Source organism: Microbispora sp. CSR-4 (genome assembly GCF_008033685.1).
Lineage (GTDB): Bacteria > Actinomycetota > Actinomycetes > Streptosporangiales > Streptosporangiaceae > Microbispora.
Genome location: NZ_VJVX01000023.1, coordinates 52,948 through 70,711 on the forward strand (window position 1 = coordinate 52,948; position 17,764 = coordinate 70,711).

Annotated in this window: 14 protein-coding genes and 1 pseudogene; 4 read left to right on the forward strand and 11 right to left on the reverse strand. The window is 71.6% G+C overall.

The window, feature by feature from the left end; genetic code table 11:
- The first annotated feature begins 40 nt into the window (after positions 1-40).
- The 4 genes and pseudogenes from FLV34_RS18465 (at position 41) to FLV34_RS18480 (ending at position 3,784) form a co-directional block, all read left to right on the forward strand.
- Positions 41-301 carry a hypothetical protein gene (locus FLV34_RS18465; RefSeq protein WP_142650133.1) on the forward strand — a complete coding sequence of 87 codons (261 nt, stop codon included), beginning with the start codon at positions 41-43 and terminating at the stop codon, positions 299-301.
- 488 nt (positions 302-789) lie between these two features.
- Positions 790-1,785 (forward strand): mechanosensitive ion channel family protein, encoded by a 996-nt coding sequence (locus FLV34_RS18470; RefSeq protein ID WP_261985822.1) that lies wholly within the window; start codon positions 790-792, stop codon positions 1,783-1,785.
- Between the two features lie 52 nt (positions 1,786-1,837).
- Positions 1,838-2,197 (forward strand): annotated as a pseudogene (locus FLV34_RS18475) (globin); the annotation flags it as partial.
- A 36-nt stretch (positions 2,198-2,233) separates the two neighbouring features.
- Positions 2,234-3,784 carry an alpha-amylase family glycosyl hydrolase gene (locus FLV34_RS18480; protein ID WP_142650130.1) on the forward strand — a complete coding sequence of 517 codons (1,551 nt, stop codon included), beginning with the start codon at positions 2,234-2,236 and terminating at the stop codon, positions 3,782-3,784.
- A 61-nt stretch (positions 3,785-3,845) separates the two neighbouring features.
- On the opposite strand, the gene FLV34_RS18485 is transcribed toward FLV34_RS18480, so the two are convergent.
- The 11 genes from FLV34_RS18485 to cobT all read right to left on the reverse strand — a co-directional run bounded on the left by FLV34_RS18485 (position 3,846) and on the right by cobT (position 17,754).
- Positions 3,846-4,283, reverse strand: coding sequence for a thioesterase family protein (locus tag FLV34_RS18485; protein ID WP_142650129.1), 438 nt, complete (start codon positions 4,281-4,283; stop codon positions 3,846-3,848).
- 75 nt (positions 4,284-4,358) lie between these two features.
- Positions 4,359-6,023 carry an energy-dependent translational throttle protein EttA gene (ettA, locus tag FLV34_RS18490; protein WP_142650128.1) on the reverse strand — a complete coding sequence of 555 codons (1,665 nt, stop codon included), beginning with the start codon at positions 6,021-6,023 and terminating at the stop codon, positions 4,359-4,361.
- A gap of 10 nt (positions 6,024-6,033) precedes the next feature.
- The gene (locus tag FLV34_RS18495) at positions 6,034-7,335 is read right to left on the reverse strand and encodes a GGDEF domain-containing protein (protein ID WP_147943662.1); all 1,302 of its coding nucleotides are present in this window, start codon (positions 7,333-7,335) and stop codon (positions 6,034-6,036) included.
- Between the two features lie 198 nt (positions 7,336-7,533).
- Positions 7,534-7,800 carry a hypothetical protein gene (locus FLV34_RS18500; protein ID WP_205830736.1) on the reverse strand — a complete coding sequence of 89 codons (267 nt, stop codon included), beginning with the start codon at positions 7,798-7,800 and terminating at the stop codon, positions 7,534-7,536.
- A gap of 78 nt (positions 7,801-7,878) precedes the next feature.
- Positions 7,879-8,817, reverse strand: coding sequence for a dioxygenase (locus FLV34_RS18505; RefSeq protein WP_142650126.1), 939 nt, complete (start codon positions 8,815-8,817; stop codon positions 7,879-7,881).
- On the reverse strand, positions 8,814-9,866 hold the full coding sequence (locus FLV34_RS18510) for a maleylacetate reductase (protein WP_147943663.1): 1,053 nt from the start codon (positions 9,864-9,866) through the stop codon (positions 8,814-8,816). Before FLV34_RS18510 ends, FLV34_RS18505 begins: the two co-directional genes overlap by 4 nt.
- A 514-nt stretch (positions 9,867-10,380) precedes the next feature.
- Positions 10,381-11,187, reverse strand: coding sequence for a single-stranded DNA-binding protein (locus FLV34_RS18515; RefSeq protein ID WP_147943664.1), 807 nt, complete (start codon positions 11,185-11,187; stop codon positions 10,381-10,383).
- Positions 11,188-11,455: 268 nt separating this feature from the next.
- A complete protein-coding gene (locus tag FLV34_RS18520; RefSeq protein WP_142650123.1) occupies positions 11,456-13,087 on the reverse strand; it encodes a GTPase in 1,632 nt (543 codons plus the stop codon).
- 61 nt (positions 13,088-13,148) lie between these two features.
- A complete protein-coding gene (locus FLV34_RS18525) occupies positions 13,149-15,215 on the reverse strand; it encodes a dynamin family protein (protein WP_261985823.1) in 2,067 nt (688 codons plus the stop codon).
- 56 nt (positions 15,216-15,271) lie between these two features.
- Positions 15,272-16,504, reverse strand: a complete 1,233-nt coding sequence (gene cobA, locus FLV34_RS18530) for a uroporphyrinogen-III C-methyltransferase (protein ID WP_147943665.1) — start codon at positions 16,502-16,504, stop codon at positions 15,272-15,274.
- A 161-nt stretch (positions 16,505-16,665) separates the two neighbouring features.
- Entirely contained in the window at positions 16,666-17,754 is a 1,089-nt protein-coding gene (gene cobT / locus FLV34_RS18535) for a nicotinate-nucleotide--dimethylbenzimidazole phosphoribosyltransferase (RefSeq protein ID WP_147943666.1), read from the reverse strand.
- Between the last annotated feature and the right edge of the window lie 10 nt (positions 17,755-17,764).

Here is a 17,764-nt window from a genome sequence, read left to right on the forward strand (position 1 = left end):
ACACATTCCGTCCGCGAACGGAAGTGAAGGAGGACCTACGGTGGGGGAGGACGATTTCCGGCGCCTGGAATATCTGGTGGCCGAACTCGATGCGCGGGGTCTGCTCGCGCGAGTCGTGCGCACCCCGTCGGGCCGCGCCTACGTACGCGTGATCAACCCCGACGCGACGAGCCTCACGGAGAACGTCGTCTGCCAGGCGGCCGACTACTGGTGGTCCTGGGGTGAGCGGATGCACCGGGCGGACGACCCCGCCGGAGCGGCCACGAAGGTGGCCCGCGTGCTTGCCGCGGTGAGCGAGTAGGGGAAGGCGGCGGCCCCGAGGTGAGAACCGGCGAGAGCGCAGGCGCCGTGGGCCGCCGCATCCACCGCGGCTTTGAAGGGGTGGGCAGGACGCCCGGTGCGGAGCGTGGTCGTCGCGCCGCCCCGGTGCGACGGCGACGCTGCGGCGTCCCGCCCGCCCCGACCCCGCCCGCGCCCCGCGGGCGGGCCGACCGGTTCGCCGGTCGCCACGAACGGCCGTCCGGCCCTGTCGAGCAGGTGGGGCCGGACGGTGATGGGGGGATCCCCACTTGGAGAACGGCGCCGGGCGCGCTTCCGGGTGCGCGCCCGCGTCCTGCCACACCGTCACTGGAGCGTGTCCGGTCCGCCCTCCGCGGCCCCGGACGGGACGCGCTTCCGTCTTCCCCGGCGATGTGACGGAGGCCGGATCAGTCGGCAGTATTGGCTTCGTCCGAGAACTGCCGCTGATCCGATCCGGGGGGGATCCACCTCGTGTTACCGCTGTCGCCCGTGACGCCGACTCCTGAGCCGACCGTCGTGCCGGACCTGGACGTGCTCGGGGAGAAGGTGTCGCAGGCGTGCCAGAACAACGACGGCATCTTCTGCACCGTCCTGAACAGCGCCTTCCCCGAGCGTGACTTCCCCGCCTGGGTGCAGCTCGTGGCGGGCGTCGTCGACGTGCTGATCCTCATCGCCCTGATTCTGGCCGGGGCGCTGGTCATCCGTAACGTCGTTCACCGGCTGATCACCCGGCTCACCATGCGGGCCAGTGTGGGCGTGCTGCCGGAACGGCTGCGCGGCAAGAGCGTGCTGACGAGCACGGAGGCCGCAGCGGCGATCATGACGGAGCGTCGCAGGGCGCGCGCCGAGACGATGGGCTCGGTGCTGCGGAGCCTCGCGTCCGTCGTGATCCTGGGCACCGCGGCCTTGATGGTCTTCGCGAAGCTCGGGGTCGAGCTGGCGCCGCTGCTCACGAGCGTCGGCATCATCGGTGTGGCGGTCGGCTTCGGCGCGCAGGAGCTGGTCAAGGACTTCATCGCCGGCATGTTCATGCTGCTGGAGGACCAGTACGGCGTGGGCGATGTGATCGACACCGGGGTGGCCGTCGGCACGGTGGAGGCCGTCACGCTCCGCATCACCCGCCTGCGCGACTCCGACGGCAAGGTCTGGTACGTGCGCAACGGCACGATCACCCGGATCGGCAACGAGTCGCAGGGCTGGTCGAGGGCCGTCGTGGACGTGCCGGTGCCGTACGACAGCGACGTGGCCACGGTCCGCGAGCTGCTGAACGACCTGGCCCGCGACATGTGGGAGGACCCGGACTACCGCGACACGGTCATCGTCGAGGAGCCGCAGGTCTTCGGCCTGGAGTCGATCTCGGGCTCGTCCGTCATCTTCCGGGTCAGCGTGAAGACCGTGCCGGCGCGGCACCTGGAGGTCGCCCGTGAGCTGCGCCTGCGGGTGAAGCGGGCCTTCGACGAGAAGAGCCTCACGTTCGCCGCCTGACCTTACCGATCGGTACCTGTCTTAGGCTGAATCCGTGACCAGCGAGCAGACCCTGTCCTTCTACGAGGCGGTCGGCGGCGAGGAGGTCTTCGAGCGCCTCGTCCGCCGGTTCTACGAGGGCGTCGCGGAAGACCCCCTGTTGCGCCCGATGTACCCCGAGGAGGACCTCAGCGGCGCGGAGGAGCGGCTGCGCCTGTTCCTCATCCAATACTGGGGCGGCCCGCGGACCTACAGCGAGCAGCGCGGCCATCCCCGGCTGCGGATGCGGCACGTGCCGTTCGTCATCGACGAGGCGGCGCGGGACGCCTGGCTCAGGCACATGGGAGACGCCGTGCGCTCCCTCGGCCTGCCGGCCGAGCGCGAGAAGGAGCTGTGGGACTACCTCGTCTACGCCGCCCACAGCATGGTCAACGCATAAGCGACGGAAGCAGCGGGCAGCCCAAGACTCATGGAAACAACCCCCTGGTGGCGTGATGCCGTCGTCTATGAGATCTACGTCCGCAGCTTCGCCGACGCCTCCGGCGACGGCGTGGGCGACCTGGCGGGAATCCGCGACCGCCTGCCCTACCTCGCCGAGCTCGGCGTCGACGCGATCTGGCTGACCCCCTTCTATCCCTCCCCCATGGCCGACGGCGGCTACGACGTGGCGGACTACCGCGACGTCGATCCGCTGTTCGGATCACTTGCCGACTTCGACGACCTGGTCGCCGACGCGCACGCGCACGGCCTGCGGCTGATGGTGGACATCGTGCCGAACCACAGCTCGTCGGCCCACCCGTGGTTCCAGAAGGCCCTGGCGTCCCCCAGGGGCTCCCAGGAGCGCGAGCGGTACATGTTCAGGGACGGCGGCCCGGAAGGCGGCGGAAGCGGCCACGGAGAGCCGAACAACTGGCTCTCCACGTTCGGGGGCCCGGCGTGGACCCAGGTGCCCGACGGGCAGTGGTACCTCCATCTGTTCGCACCCGAGCAGCCCGACTTCAACTGGCGCAACCCCGAGGTGCGGGAGGAGTTCCTCGACGTCCTGCGGTTCTGGCTCGACCGGGGGGTGGACGGCTTCCGGATCGACGTCGCGATGGGCCTGATCAAGGCGGAAGGGCTGCCGGACACCGATCCGGGCTTCAGCTCGCGGTCGCCGATCTGGAGCCGGCCCGAGGTGCACGACGTCTATCGCGACTGGCGGCGGGTGCTCGACTCCTATCCCGGCACCCGCGTCGCCATCGGCGAGGTCTGGACCGACTCGGCCGAGGACCTCGCGTTGTATGTGCGGCCCGACGAGCTGCACCAGAGCTTCAACTTCGCCTGGCTTGAGGCCCCCTGGTCGGCCACGGCCTTCAGGAAGGTCATCGACGACACCCTCAAGGCCGTCGCCTCGCCGACCTGGGTGCTGTCCAACCATGACGTCGTACGGCATGTGACCCGCTATGGCCAGGGGTCGCTCGACCCGGGGGCCGGCCTGGCCCGGGCCCGTGCGGCGCTGCTCGCCATGCTCGCCCTGCCGGGGTCGGCCTACCTCTACCAGGGTGAGGAGCTGGGGCTGCCCGAGGTCACCGACCTTCCTCCGGAGGCGCGCCAGGACCCGATCTTCGCGCGGTCGAACGGCGAGGTGCCGGGCCGCGACGGCTGCCGGGTGCCGCTGCCCTGGTCGGGCACCGAGCCGCCGTACGGCTTCGGATCGGGCGGGTCGTGGCTGCCGCAGCCGGCCGATTGGGCGGACCTCACGGCCGAACGGCAGGCGGCCGACCCGTCCTCGACGCTCTGGTTCTACCGCCGGGTGCTGCAGACGCGGCGGGAGCTGCGCGGCACGCTGCCCGACGCGATCACCTGGCTGGAGTCGCCGGAGGAGACGCTGTTCTTCCAGCGGGGCCGCCTGATCTGTGTGATCAACTGCGGTGAGGGCGCGGTCGCGCTACCGCCCCACGACCGGGTGCTGATCAGCAGCGGCCCGCTCGACGGCACCGCGCTTCCCGCCGACACGGCGGCCTGGCTACTCACCGAGTGATCCCGCCCTCGCCCCCGCACCGGCCGCCGGCCTCGGCGCCTGCTCCGGCCACCGCGGCCGGTCACGGGGCGTCGGCGAGAAACCGCCTGAGATATGCCAGCTCGTCGTCGTCGAGCCTGCGGGGGCGGGCCTCCGCGGCGTCGTAGGCGACCAGGACCGTGCGCGCCTCGGCGTAGAGCGTCTCGTCGTCGCGGATCTCGTACGCGAGGGTGAAACGCACCCGGGAGATCTCGGTGACCCACATCTCGACGCGTACGGGATCGGTGCGGAAGGTCAGAGGCCGCCGATAGTCGATCTCGTGCCGGGCGACCACGAGGTCCTGCCGGCGGCCGCCGGCTTCACGGGGCCGCTCCCACAGCATGGACACCCGCGCGTCCTCAAGGTAGTCGAGGAAGCGGACGTTGTTGACGTGGCCGAAGCTGTCGATGTCGGCGAAGCGCACCTTGCGCTCGAAGACGAAACGGGTCGACTGCTCTGGAGGATTGCGTAGCTCGGTCACCGGTCAAACCTAACGGGCCCCCGTTCCCGGCACGGAGGCGGGGACGGGGGCCGTGTGAGGCGGAAGGAACGCGGCTCAGTCGCGGGTGAGCTTGCGGTAGGTGACGCGGTGCGGGCGGGCGGCGTCCGCGCCCAGCCGCTCGATCTTGTTCTTCTCGTAGTCGGCGTAGTTGCCCTCGAACCAGAACCAGTTCGAGCCCTCTTCCCACGCCAGGATGTGGGTGGCGATGCGGTCGAGGAACCACCGGTCGTGCGAGGTGATCACGGCGCAGCCCGGGAAGTCGAGCAGCGCGTTCTCCAGGCTGGACAGCGTCTCGGTGTCGAGGTCGTTGGTGGGCTCGTCCAGGAGCAGCACGTTGCCGCCCTGCTTGAGGGTGAGCGCGAGGTTGAGCCGGTTGCGCTCGCCACCGGACAGCACGCCCGCGAGCTTCTGCTGGTCGGGGCCCTTGAAGCCGAACGCCGCGACGTACGCTCGCGAGGGCATCTCGACGTTGCCGACCTTGATGTGGTCGAGCCCGTCGGAGACGACCTGCCAGACGTTCTTGGCGGGGTCGATGCCGGCCCTGCTCTGGTCGACGTACGAGATCTTGACGGTCTCGCCGACGGTGATGGACCCGGTGTCCGGGGTCTCGGACCCGGTGATCATCCGGAAGAGCGTGGTCTTGCCGACGCCGTTCGGGCCGATGACGCCGACGATGCCGTTGCGCGGCAGGTCGAAGGACAGCTCGTCCATGAGCAGCCGGTCGCCGAAGCCCTTGCTCAGCTTCTCGGCCCGGATGACCGTCGTGCCCAGGCGCGGGCCCGGCGGGATCTGGATCTCCTCGAAGTCGAGCTTGCGATACTTGTCGGCCTCGGCGGCCATCTCCTCGTAGCGCTGGAGACGGGCGCGGCTCTTGGTCTGGCGGGCGCGCGCGTTGGAGCGCACCCACTGCAGCTCCTCCTCCAGGCGCTTCTTGCGCTTGGCGTCCTTCTGGCCCTCGACCTTCAGACGCGCGGCCTTGGCCTCAAGGTAGGTGGAGTAGTTGCCCTCGTAGGGGTAGCACCGGCCCCGGTCGAGCTCCAGGATCCAGTTGGCGACGTTGTCGAGGAAGTAGCGGTCGTGGGTGACGGCCAGGACGGTGCCGGGGTACTTTTCCAGGTGCTGCTCCAGCCACTGGACGCTCTCGGCGTCGAGGTGGTTGGTGGGCTCGTCGAGCAGCAGCAGGTCGGGCTGCTCCAGCAGCAGCTTGCACAGCGCGACCCGGCGCCGCTCACCACCGCTGAGCTTGGTCACCTCGGCGTCGGGCGGCGGGCAGCGCAACGCGTCCATGGCCTGTTCGAGCTGGCTGTCGAGGTCCCACGCGTTGCGGTGGTCGAGCGCGTCCTGCAGACGGCCCATCTCCTCCAGCAGCTCGTCGCTGTAGTCGGTGGCCATCTGCTCGGCGATCTCGTTGAACCGGTCGAGCATGGCCTTGGTCTCGGCGACGCCCTCCTCGACGTTTCCGAGCACGGTCTTCGACTCGTTGAGCGCCGGCTCCTGCATCAGGATGCCGACCGTGAAGCCGGGCATCAGCCGGGCCTCGCCGTTGGACGGCTGCTCCAGCCCCGCCATCATCTTGAGCAGCGTCGACTTGCCCGTGCCGTTCGGGCCCAGGACACCGATCTTGGCCCCCGGCAGGAACGACAGGGTGACGTCGTCGAGAACCACCTTGTCACCGTGCGCCTTGCGCACGCGCTGCAACGTATAGATGTACTCCGGCATACCTTCAAGCCTAGGGGATCGCACCGGCAGCGCCGTCCGCGCTGCGCGGAGGTGGGGCCACTGGGGCGGCAGGGAGACAGACCCTGTCCCTGCCGAGCTCCTTCGCGCGATAGAGGGCGAGATCGGCGGCGGCCAGCAGCTCGATCAGGTCCTCACCGTGGACGTTCATGATCGCCACCCCGGCGGAGACCGTGACCGTGACCGTCGCCTGCTCGGCGGGGACGACCATCCGGCCCACCCTGGTGCGCAGCCGTTCGGCCACCCGCCTCGCCTCGTGCACGTCGGCGCCGGGCAGCAGCACGACGAACTCCTCGCCGCCGAACCGCCCCACCACGTCGTACTCACGCAGCTGGGTGCGGAGGGTGGCCGCCACCTGGGCGAGGACCTGGTCGCCCACCAGGTGGCCGTAGGTGTCGTTGACCTTCTTGAAGTGGTCGATGTCCACCAGGACCAGCGCGAGGGCGTCTCCGGTCCGCTGGGCCCTGACGATCTCCGTGTCCGCCTCCCGCTGCCAGGCGGCCGCGTTGAGAAGGCCCGTCTTCGGGTCCGTACGGGCCGCGGCCTGGAGCTGGGCGTGCAGCAGGCTCCGCTGCAGCAGCACGACGGGCGGCAGCACGAGCAGCAGCAGCGCCAGGTTGAGGCCGCAGACGACGGCGACGAGCACGCCGAGGCAGAGCTCGACCGCGTCGAGCAGGACGCGCTCACGGTCCCACAGCACCTCGCCCCAGCGGCCCTCCGGGTCGGACGCGTGCGCCGCGACCGCGATCAGCGCGGTGTTGAGCACCGTGAACAGCACCGCGCAGGCCGCCGCGACCGCGATCGGCCCGCCCTTCCCCGCCGACAGGTCCGCGGCGGAGGGGACCCATCGGTGGAAGACGGCCGAGGCGGAGCCCGCCGCGATCCCGATCGCCGCCGCGCTGAACACGCGGCGATACGGCACGGTCGCCCGGACCCTGAGCTGGAGCAGGATCTGCATCGGAATGGGCGCGAGCAGGGCGTAGACCGGCGGAAGCAGGAACGCCACCGGCAACCACCAGGCGGACAGCAGGTCACGGGAGACACCCGCGGGCATGCCGAGGCGGCGGGTGGCCTCGATGCACACCGCGCCGCACACGGTGAGCGCGCCGAACATGACGAGGTGAGGGGTGTGGAACGCGGTCGACTTCGCCAGCACCGCGATCAGGACCGCGTCGAACGCCACGATCGCGCACACATAGGACACGAGCGCGGGCGGCTGGGCCAGCAGCGGCCATCGATTTCGCGAGCAGATCGCGCTTCGCGGTCTGGCCGAGGTCTGACCGGTTGCCGTCATCCCGCCCCCCAGTAGCCGAAGCCCATCTCACGATGAGTAACACAATAGTTGCGGAGTGTGCGATGCGCGACGGGAACCACTACCTTGGCACGATGGCCATCTGCATCTGAGGGGCTGAAAAGGCATCTGCGGCGGTTTGCGCGACGTACGCTTCGTCTCCTCCTGGGCGGCGGACAGACCGGCTCCGCCCACCGCATGCTACGTGGTGCGGGGAAGCGGCGGCAGCGGCAGAGGAAGCCCCGGCAGGCCGTCGATACTGGTCGCGACGTGCTCCTTCTTGTGGAAGTACGCGCCGAGCGACTCGTCGGTCTCGCGTTCGAACCGCGACCCGTGCAGCGGGCGGTCCCCTTCGTAGGTCATGAACGGGACGGCGTAGCCGCACGTGTCACGGATCTTCTCGGCGGTCACGACGATGATCGCCCGCAGGCCGTGCCGGCTCGGGTCGATAGCCGGGAAGTGGCGCATCAGCCCGGCCCAGCGTGGATCGTCGCGGAAAACCGGCTCGCCCCACCCGCGCGGGGATCTCGCGACGAGGGGTGGTGGTCAGGCGCCTGGCGGGGCGAGCACGATGTCGAAGCGCACCTTGCTCCAGGTGCCTTCGATCACCCGCCCGTCAGGGGTCGGGCTGCCGGGCGGCTGCCGCTCGAACCTCTTGATCAGCGACTCCTTGACTCCGAAGACGGAGTCGTTCCAGCCGATCGGGTCGCCCTCGGGGAAGATGTGCGTCACCAGCGTGCGCCCGTTCTCGTGGCCGACCATGAAGTGCAGGTGCGATGCCCGCAGCGGCGACCGGCCGACCGCGGCCAGCATCCGCCCGACCGGGCCGTCGTCCGGGATCGGGTAGGGCGTCGGGGTCAGCGCCCAGAACCGATAGCCGCCGTCCTCCGCCGAGAACAGGTGACCGCGTGCGGAACGCTTGGCTCCGTCGTACTGCACGTCGTAGAGGCCGGTCTCGTCGGCCTCCCAGACCTCGATGCGCGCGCCCGCGAGCGGGTCGCCATCGGTGTCGGTCACCGTGCCCTCGACCCAGCACGGCTCACCCGGGGCGCCGAAGGCCACGTCGCCGCCGAGCTCGACGCGAGGCGAGTCCTCGACGAAGAACGGGCCGAAGACCGTCGCCTCGGTGGCGTCCTTGTAGGCCGCGTTGTTGACGTTGATGGTCTGCATCGAGGCGCCGAGGGTGTCCGACAGCAGGATGAACTCCTGACGCACGTCGTCGGTGATGTGACCGGCGTTGGTGAGGAAGTCGATCGCGGCGCGCCACTCCTGCTCGGTCAGCCGCACCTCTCGGATGAAGGCGTGCAGGTGCTCGACCAGGGCGACCATCACTTCCTTCAGCCGCGGGTCCGGGCAGCCGGCGAAGGAGGCGACGACGTTCTCGACCAGCTTGGCCTCGACGGCCTGCTGCGCGGGATCGACCTCCCGATGGACGCGCCCCTGGGTGCCGGCCTGGGCCGATCCCGGGTTGCCCTGGTTGCTCATCGGCGCTCTCCTTCCCACGCGGCACGCAGCAGCGCGGTGAGGTTCTCTTCGGTCACGGGGGCCGGGTTGCCGGCCGGCAGGGCGGCCATGATCGGCGCGACCGCCTTGGTGATGCCTTCTTCGGGCATCCCGTAGTCCTTCAGCGCACGCGGCGCGCCGACCTCCGCCCGCAGCGCGGCCAGCCCCTCGACGGCGGTGGCGGTGCCGAAGGCCGCCGCGATGCGCCGCTCGGCCTCGGGCGCGCTCGGAGCGTTGAAAGCCAGCACGTGCGGGAGCACGACGGCGTGGGTCTGCGCGTGGGGCAGGTCGAACATGCCGCCGAGCACGTGGCAGATCTTGTGGTGCAGCCCCGAGCCGGCCGACGCGAACGCGGCCGCGGCGAGGTAGGCGCCGTACAGGGTCTGCTCGATGCCCTCGATCGCGCCGCCGTCCGCGGCGACGACGGGCAGCTCGGCGGCCAGGGCGCGGATGCCCTCGCCCGCCAGCGCCTGATCGATCGGGTCCGCCCGCGGTCCCCACATCGAGTCGACGCAGTGGGCCAGCGCGTTGAGCCCCGACGCCACGCTCATGTCGGCGGGCAGCGAGGTGAGCAGCTCGGCGTCGTAGACGATCGAGCGCGGCAGCACCTTGTCGTCGACGCCGGTGGTCTTGGTCCCGCTCTCGGTCAGGCCCCAGACGTTGGTCGCCTCGGAGCCCGCGTAGGTGGTCGGGACGGCGACGACCGGCAGGCCTGTCGTCAAGGCGACGGCCTTGCCCAGCCCGGTGGCGGACCCGCCGCCCACGGTGACCACGACCTCGGCCTCGGCCGCCGCGGTGGCCGTCCGTGCCCGCCCGGCCACCTCGACCGGGACGTGCATGACGACCTCCTCATGCCGCCGCACGACCGGCAGCCGTGCCGCGATCGGGTCGGCGACGGCGGCCGCGCGCTCGGAGGCGATCAGCATGACCCGCTGGGCGCCGAGGAGGGAGACCTCCTCGGCAACCGCCTCCGGCGAGCCGCCGGAGGCGAAGACGACACGCTGCGGCAGCGTCGCGTGGACGAACCTCATGCCCGCCTCCGAAGCATCGCGTGGACGAACCTCACGCCCGCCTCCGCGGCTTCAGCGCCGGGGCCCGCAGTGCGCCGGGCGGGACGTCGGGCAGGCTCGTCGCACGCCGGGCGATGTGCGTGCCGGGGCGGGCCAGCGGCATGCCGGACTCCTCTGTCTTGCGAAGTTAGCCCGGTCATAGTACAGATCGGCGACCTCATGACCAGGACCCACGGCCACCGTCTCCAGCGGCATCCCAGCCGCGGCCGCCGTCGACGCGATCACTACCCGCGCTGCCGGCCGGCCCGCTGGGCGATCACCGTCGCGGGCACGCATCGGACAGGCCCTGGCCGGTGTCAATTCCGGCACGCCGCACCAACGCTCACCGCACTCCAGATGCTTCTCGCCACCTCCTGGGCCGCCGCTCGCCGGCCTGCTCGCAGCGCCCATCTGAGCACCTGACAAGGCACTGCTACCAAGCCGTCGCCACATAACCGCGCCAGACGACTGACTCACCAGGCTTCGCGACAGGCCCTTAGGCCGCCAGCGCGGGCGGGAGCCAGGCGGCCTCGCCGCCGTCGCCCAGGCCGCGCTCCGGCTCCGTCACCTCGTCCGTCACATCGCCTGTCGCCCTGTCGGTCGTCTCGTCCGATGCGTCCGCCGCGCTTTCCATCGTGCCGTTCGTCGCGGCGTCCGTCGTACCGTTTTCTCCGCTGATCTCCGCCGTGCCGAGTCTCGTGCCGATTCCCCCTGTGCCGATCTCTCCGCTGCTGCTGCTTCGGGGCGCCGCGTCGTGTTGGCCCCGCGCGCCGACGAGGGCGTCGAACGCCTCGTCGTCGTCTCCGTCGGCGATGGACGCCGCGCCGGGCCCGCCGAGGCCGCTGAACCCGCTGGGGCCGCTGCGGCTGGTCAGCTCCCATTCCCGCGTCGCGTCTTCCATCGCGTGGCGCTCGTCGTCGCTCGGCGCGCCCGCCGCGTAGGCCCGGATCGGCTTCTCGAACGTGGCGATGCCCCACTTCAGGTCATGGCCCACCGAGCTCGCCTCGATCTCCGCCCAGAACCGCTGCTCGCCGTCGCGCTCGAACTGCTTGATCCGCAGCTTGCCGTACACCACGACAGGGTGTCCCGTGCGGATCGACTGCTGCACGTTGTCGGCCAGCCCGCGGTAGCAGCGCACGGTGTAGTAGGTGGTGTCCCTGGTCTGCCAGGTGTTGGTCTGCTGGTCGAGGACGCGCCTGTTGACGGCCATCCGCATCGAGGTGACACGCGAGCCGTCGCGGAACTGGTACTGCCGGGGGTCGTCGGTGACGTTCCCGCTCAGCGTGACGTAGATGTCGTTCATCGGAGTGCCTCCCCGGCCCGGTCACTCGCCGGGCTCGGGGGACACACTGGCCGCGCGTCGCACCGCCTCACAGGCCAGAACCGCGTTCTGTGGACGAAGCCACGCCTGTGGACAGCTCTCCCGGCCGGCCTGCCGACGGGTGGGCGGCCGGAGGTCCAGGCCTGGTGGCGGTACGTCTCGGGCGGGAGGTCCAGTGGCGGTGTGTCCGACGGCGTCGTACGGAGCAAGAACGCCGCGCGGGGGGATCCCCGGGGCGCGGCTGTTCCGTTCAGCGGCGGGTGGCCGCCATCGCGCCAAAGAACTCGTTGTAGCGCTGCAGCTCGCGTTCGAGCGGCTGGACGACCATTTCCTGCGCCAGGGCGCCGACCCGGCGTCTCATGTCGCGCTCTAGCCGGTCGCGTTCCTTGCCGGCGGCGAGGACCACGAAGTTTCTGCTCGCCATGGCCGAGAACAGGCCGAGCCCGAGGACGCTGAGGATCATCAGCCCCACCCAGGGCAGCACGGCCACGTCGCCGAGGACCTCGGACGGCGGACGGCCCACCTTGAAGACCCCGTACGCGAAGATCGCGCCCGCCCAGGCGAGGCTCGCGACGAACATGAGCACCAGGAGGTACTGCCAGATCTTCAGCAGCCACCACCAGACGGGCACGCGGTCGAGCGGCGGGGCCACCTCCGACAGCTCGCCCGACAGCGCCTCGGGAAGATCGTCCACCCGCGAGCGGGCCGCCTCGCGCACGCCGTCGCGCCACACCTCCGGCATGCCGGCCGTCAGACCGTCGGCGAGCGCCTGCACCGCGTTGTCCACCTCGGCGGGCTGAGCGGTGACCGAGCTCGCGACGAGGCCGCGGATGTCGTCCTTCACTGCCCCCAGGCGCAGGCTCTTGAGCGGGTCGGGCCGCATCCGGGCCACCCATCGCGCGTACGGCCAGCCGACCCAGTCGTCCGACCGGACGGCGTACACGTTCTCCATGGCCTCGCCGAGAGCGGAGACGCCGATCGCGTCGCACAGCGCCTCGACCAGCCCGGCGCGCCGGGCGCCGTCCACCGTGGGCTCCACCCGCAGCAGCTCGGGCACGTGCTTGACCAGTCGCTGCACCAGCCGGTCGAGGTCGGCCTCCAGGCGCTGGTAGGCCGCGCGCCGGACGGCAACGGACTCGGCCAGGACGGCCTTCAGGCTGTCGACGCCCTTGCCGGTGGTGGCGGACGTCGCGACCACCCGGGGATGGGTGACGCCCTCACGCCGGAGAAGCTCCTCCAGGTCGGCCACGCACTCCGCCTGCTCCTCCGGGGTGAGCCGGTCGGACTGGTTCAGCACGAAGACCGTCACCGCGTCGTGCCGGTTCAGCTCGGTCACGTAGCGCCGGTGCACCGAGGCGTCGGCGTACTTCTGCGGGTCGAGCACCCACACGATGAGATCGGCCACCTGGATCAGGCGGTGGGCCTCGTGGTCGGTGAGCGCGCGGATCGAGTCGTGGTCGGGCAGGTCGAGCAGGATGAGCCCGTGCAACTGGCTCTCGCCCTTGTCGAGGGCGCTGGCGCGGGCGAACCGGTGCCGCCACTGGATCTGCAGCCAGTCGAGCAGCGGGCCCGCGCCGTCGATGCCCCAGACGCAGGCGTGGGTGCGCGCCGTGGTCGGCCTGCGTACGCCGATGGGCGAAAGCTCCAGCCCGGAAACGGCGTTGAACAGGGACGACTTGCCGCTGCCGGTGCCACCGGCGAGCGCGACGACCGTGTGGTCGGACGACAGTTTGAGCCGGTCGCCGGCGCGCAGCAGGAGCTGGGCGGCCTCGGTGACCAGCGCCGGGTCGAGCCGGCCCTGTCCCAGCTCGACGATCTTGGCCAGGGCGGCGAGCCTGGAGCCGAGCCCGTGCCGGGTTTCGGCGGTGCTGAGAGCCGTCATGGATTCCTCACCGTGGTGCCGGAGACGTACCCGCGCGTGATCTGCCGGATCGGCTCCGTCGTCATCGTGCGACCTCGAGGTTGTACGTTGCCTGGTAGAGCCGCGTCGCCGCGGCCTCGTCCGGGATTCCGGCGCTGTCGAGCGCGTCGACGTATCGGAGGGTCTCCTCGTCGAAGAGCAGGCCGACGCGGGCGCGCAGATCGCTGCGGGCCTTGGCGGTGATGTTGCGCAGCGACTCGGCACCGAGCAGGCCGCGCAGCATCCGCTGGGGCAGCGTGCCGGCGCCCGCACCCGCCGGGGCGTCCGTGGCGCCGTAGCCGAGCAGCCCGATCATGAAGATCAGCGAGAGCGACTCCACGTCGAAGGAGATCAGCTTGGCCACCGAGCGCTTGGTCACGCCCTCGGTGCGGATCAGCTCGGTGACGTGGTCCTGCCAGGCCGTGACGGTCCTGGTGGTCCTGCGCGCGATCTCCTCCGACGGGCGGCCGAGCCCAGGCGTCGCGGCCAGGCGGTCGCCCGCGCCCGCCCGCTGCCGCCAGCGCGTCACGACCTCCTCCGCGGCCTGCTGGACGGCCGAGTTGATCAGCGCTTCGAGGCCCGACCGCAGGGCGGTCTTCAGCCCGCGCACCCGCTCCGGGCCCTGCTGGTGGCTCTTGGCGCCGCCGCGGCGCAGGTGAAGGGTGCGCATGAGGTCGCCCGTGCCGGCGAAGTCCTGCCACCGCGCGAGCACCTCCCCGCGCAGCAGCGAGCCGTCCCTGGTCGCCTCGTCGATCCGCGTCAGGGCGCCCATGTAGGCCGCGTCGACGTCGGAGCGCAGATCGGCGCGCAGGGCGACCTGGGTTTCGAGGTGCCGGGCGAGCGCGGGCAGCCGGGTGCGGAAGCTGTTCAGCACGCCGTTCAGCGTCGTCTTGACCGCCGCCTCGCGCCGCTCGTCGTCGGCCGACAGCCCGGACAACCAGATGCGCAGATCCGCGATCTCGATCTCGGGCAGCCGCCCGTCCTGTACGGACGTCTCGTTGATGACGAAGCACTCGACCTCGCCGAGGCCGTACTCGTTCAGCATCCGGCCGAAGTGCTTGACGACGACCTCACGGGATCTCGGCGGCACCCGGGACAGCACGATGACCAGGCGCGCCCCGCGTTCCTTGGCCCGGCGCAGCAGGCCCCAGGACGGCGCGTCGGCGTACCGGGACGCCGTGGTGACGAACACCCACACGTCGGCGGCGTCCAGCATGCGGTGCGCGATCTCGTGGTGTTCCTCCACGACCGAGTCGATGTCGGGCGTGTCGAGCAGGGCGATTCCCCGGGACAGGGACGGGCTCGACGTCAGCACCACGCTGCCGGCCGGGGCGTCCCGCGTGGGCTCCTCAAGCCTCTGCAGGCCGCCCAGAAGGTCGCCCTGCGCGTACCACTCGTGGTCGTCGGGGTGACAGACGATCACGGGCGTCGCCGTGGTGGGGCGGCGCACTCCCGTGGCCGAGACCTTCCCTCCGGCGAGCGAGTTGACGATGGTGGACTTGCCCGCTCCCGTCGAACCGGCGATGGCGATCAGCGCGGGCGCGGTGCTCATGTGCACTCGCGGGATGACGTAGTCGTCGAGCTGCGCCAGGACCGCGGCCTGCGCCTTGCGCGCCTCCTCGGAGCCCGGCACGTCGAGACCGAAGTGCAGGCCCTTCACGGCCGTACGGAGCTGGTTGAGCGCCTCGGTCAGCGCCGCCGAGACCGGCTCCGGCATCGGGAACGAACGGACCCGATCGCCGTCGGAGTCATCAAACTCGTCGGTCTCTTCTGTCTCCTCGGTCTCGCCGGGCTCCCGGGTCTCGCCGGGCTCATCGGCGGCATCCTCGGCGACCTCGGCATGATCGGCGGTGTCCTCGGCATGCTCCGCGTCTTCGGCGCCCTCCGCGTCGTCCGCACGGCTCTGCGGCGCGTCCTCTGCCTCCACCACCGGCTCGCCCTCGGATCCGGGGCCCGCGGGAGGCGAGGCGCTCTGCGCGGCGGGGCGGTCCGCTGTCTCGTCGTCGCGGATGGCGCGGAACGCGACGGTCCGCTCCCCCGGCGACTCCGGGTGCGCCCCGCTGTCCCGCTCCCCGGCGTCCCGCTCCGCGACGTCCCGCTCCTCGGTCACGGCGTCACCGGAACCCGCACCGGTCCCGTGGTCGGGCGTGTTCCTGGCTGCCGATCTCACGGGATCCGCTCCGCTCGCACCATTTCGATCTCCTGGCCGACCTTGACGACCTCGCCGACGATGACGATCGCCGGAGGCCGCACCCCGGCCGCGGTCACCCGTTCCGCCACCGTCGACAGCGTCGCGGTAACGGCTCGTTGCGTCGGAAGAGTACCGTCCTGTACCACCATCACGGGAGTTTCCGGTGAACGTCCGTCTCGAACGAGTGTTTCGGCGATCTCCTTGATCCGTTCGACGGCCATGAGCAGTATCAGAGTTCCGTTCGATCTCGCCAATCCGGGCCAGTCGACGGTGGACCTGGAGTCGCCGGGCGGGACGTGCACGGAGATGACGTGGAACTCCTGGCTCACCCCGCGATGGGTGACCGGAACCCCGGCTGCTCCGGGGACCGCGACCGCGCTGGTGATCCCGGGCACCACGGTCACCGGGATGCCCGCCCGGGCGCAGGCGATCATCTCCTCGCCGCCGCGGCCGAAGACGAAGGGATCGCCGCCCTTCAGCCGCACGACGAACCTGCCCGCGCGGGCGTGCTCGACGAGCAGTTCGTTGATCTTCTCCTGGGACAGCGACCGGCCGTACGGCACCTTCGCCGCGTCGATCAGCTCGACGTCGGGCGACAGCTCGTCCAGGAGCGCGCGCGGCGCGAGGCGGTCGGCCACGACCACGTCGGCCTGGGCCAGGAGCTGGCGTCCGCGCACGGTGATCAGGCCGGGGTCGCCGGGACCGCCGCCCACCAGCGCGACGCCGACGGGCTTGGTGCGGTGCCGCCGGGCGTCGACGGTGCCGTCGCGCAGCGCGCCCACGATCGCGTCGCGGATGCCGGCCGCGCGGCGGGGATCGCCGCCCGCGGTGACCGCCACGCCGACCTCGTCGACCCGCCCGCTGGCGGGGGTCCAGGCCGCGGAGGCGTCCTTGTCGTCGGCGCGCACGCACCAGATGCGCTTGGCCTCGGCCTCGGCGGCGACCGCGGTGTTGACGTCGCGGTGGTCGGTGCAGGCGTGCACCAGCCAGGCGCCGTCGCAGTCGCCGACCTGGTAGGGCCGCCGCTCCCAGGTCACCCGGCCCGTGGCGATGAGGTCGTCCAGCGCCGGGGTGACACTGGGCGAAACGAGGGTGACGGAGGCTCCGGCGTCGAGCAGTGCGGGAACCCGTCGCTGAGCGACGCGTCCCCCGCCGACCACGAGCACCCGCCGCCCGTCAAGGCGGAGGCCGAGCAGGTAGGGCGCCATGACCCCTGTCTCCCTAGAGCGTCAAGTGTGCATTGTTAGGAGGCAAACCTACCCGCTGGGCTCGGGCGACATTCACAGGATGAGACTTGTGAGTCCACAGAGCGATCGGCCGCGGGCCGCGCCGCCTCCACTCGCCCTTGCCGCCTGCGGGCCGCGCCGCCTCACTCCGCCTTGTCGGCCACGCCCGCGGAGTCGAAGGTGGCGACCTCGTGCATGACCCGCGCCGCCGCGCTGACCAGAGGGTGGGCGAGCAGTCCGCCGGTGCCCTCCCCCAGCCGCAGCCGCAGGTCGACGAGCGGGTCGAGACCGAGATGGGCCAGCGCCACCGCGTGGCCGGGCTCGGCCGAGCGGTGCCCGGCCAGGCAGTAGCCGATGGCGTCGGGCGCGAGCCCGCCGGCCGCCAGGGCCGCGGCTCCGGCGATCACGCCGTCGAGGATGACCGGCACCCGGGCCGCCGCGGCGCCGAGCACGAATCCGGCGATGGCCGCGTGCTCCAGGCCGCCGACCGCCGCGAGCACGCGCAGCGCCTCGCCGGGCACCTCGGGTGCGGCTCCCGCCTCGGCGATGCCGTTGACCCGCAGGCCGCGCCGTACGATCTCGATCTTGTGCTCGTAGGTGGCGTCGTCGACGCCGGTCCCCCGGCCGGTGACCTCGGCGGCGGGCCTGCCGGTGAAGGCGCAGATCAGGGCGGCCGACGCGGTGGTGTTCGCGATGCCCATGTCTCCGGTGACCAGGCAACGGGCGCCCGCCTCCACCAGGTCGCGGGCGACCTCGATCCCGGCCGTGAGGGCGGCCGTGGCCTGCTCCTCCGTCATGGCGGGCCCCTGCGACAGGTCGGCCGTGCCGTACGCGACCTTGCGGGCGAGCAGCCGGGGCGCGGGCGGCAGGTCGGCCGCGACGCCGACGTCGACCACGGTCACCGACGCGCCCACCTCGGCGGCGAAGGCGTTGGCGACCGCGCCTCCCGCCGTGAAGTTGGCCACCATCTGCGCGGTGACCTCCTGCGGCCAGGGGCTGACCCCCTGCGCGTGCACGCCGTGGTCGGCGGCGAAGATCGCGAGGGCGGCCGGGGCCGGGAGCGGCGGCGGGCACGTCCCTGCGATGCCGGCGAGCCGCACCGCGACGTCTTCGAGCACCCCGAGCGAGCCGCTCGGCTTGGTGAGCCTGTCCTGGTGGGCCCTGGCCTCCGCCATGGGGCCGGGCTCGACCGGGCGGATCGCGCCGATCGTCTCGCCGAGGGGGGACGTCATGCTCTCTCCT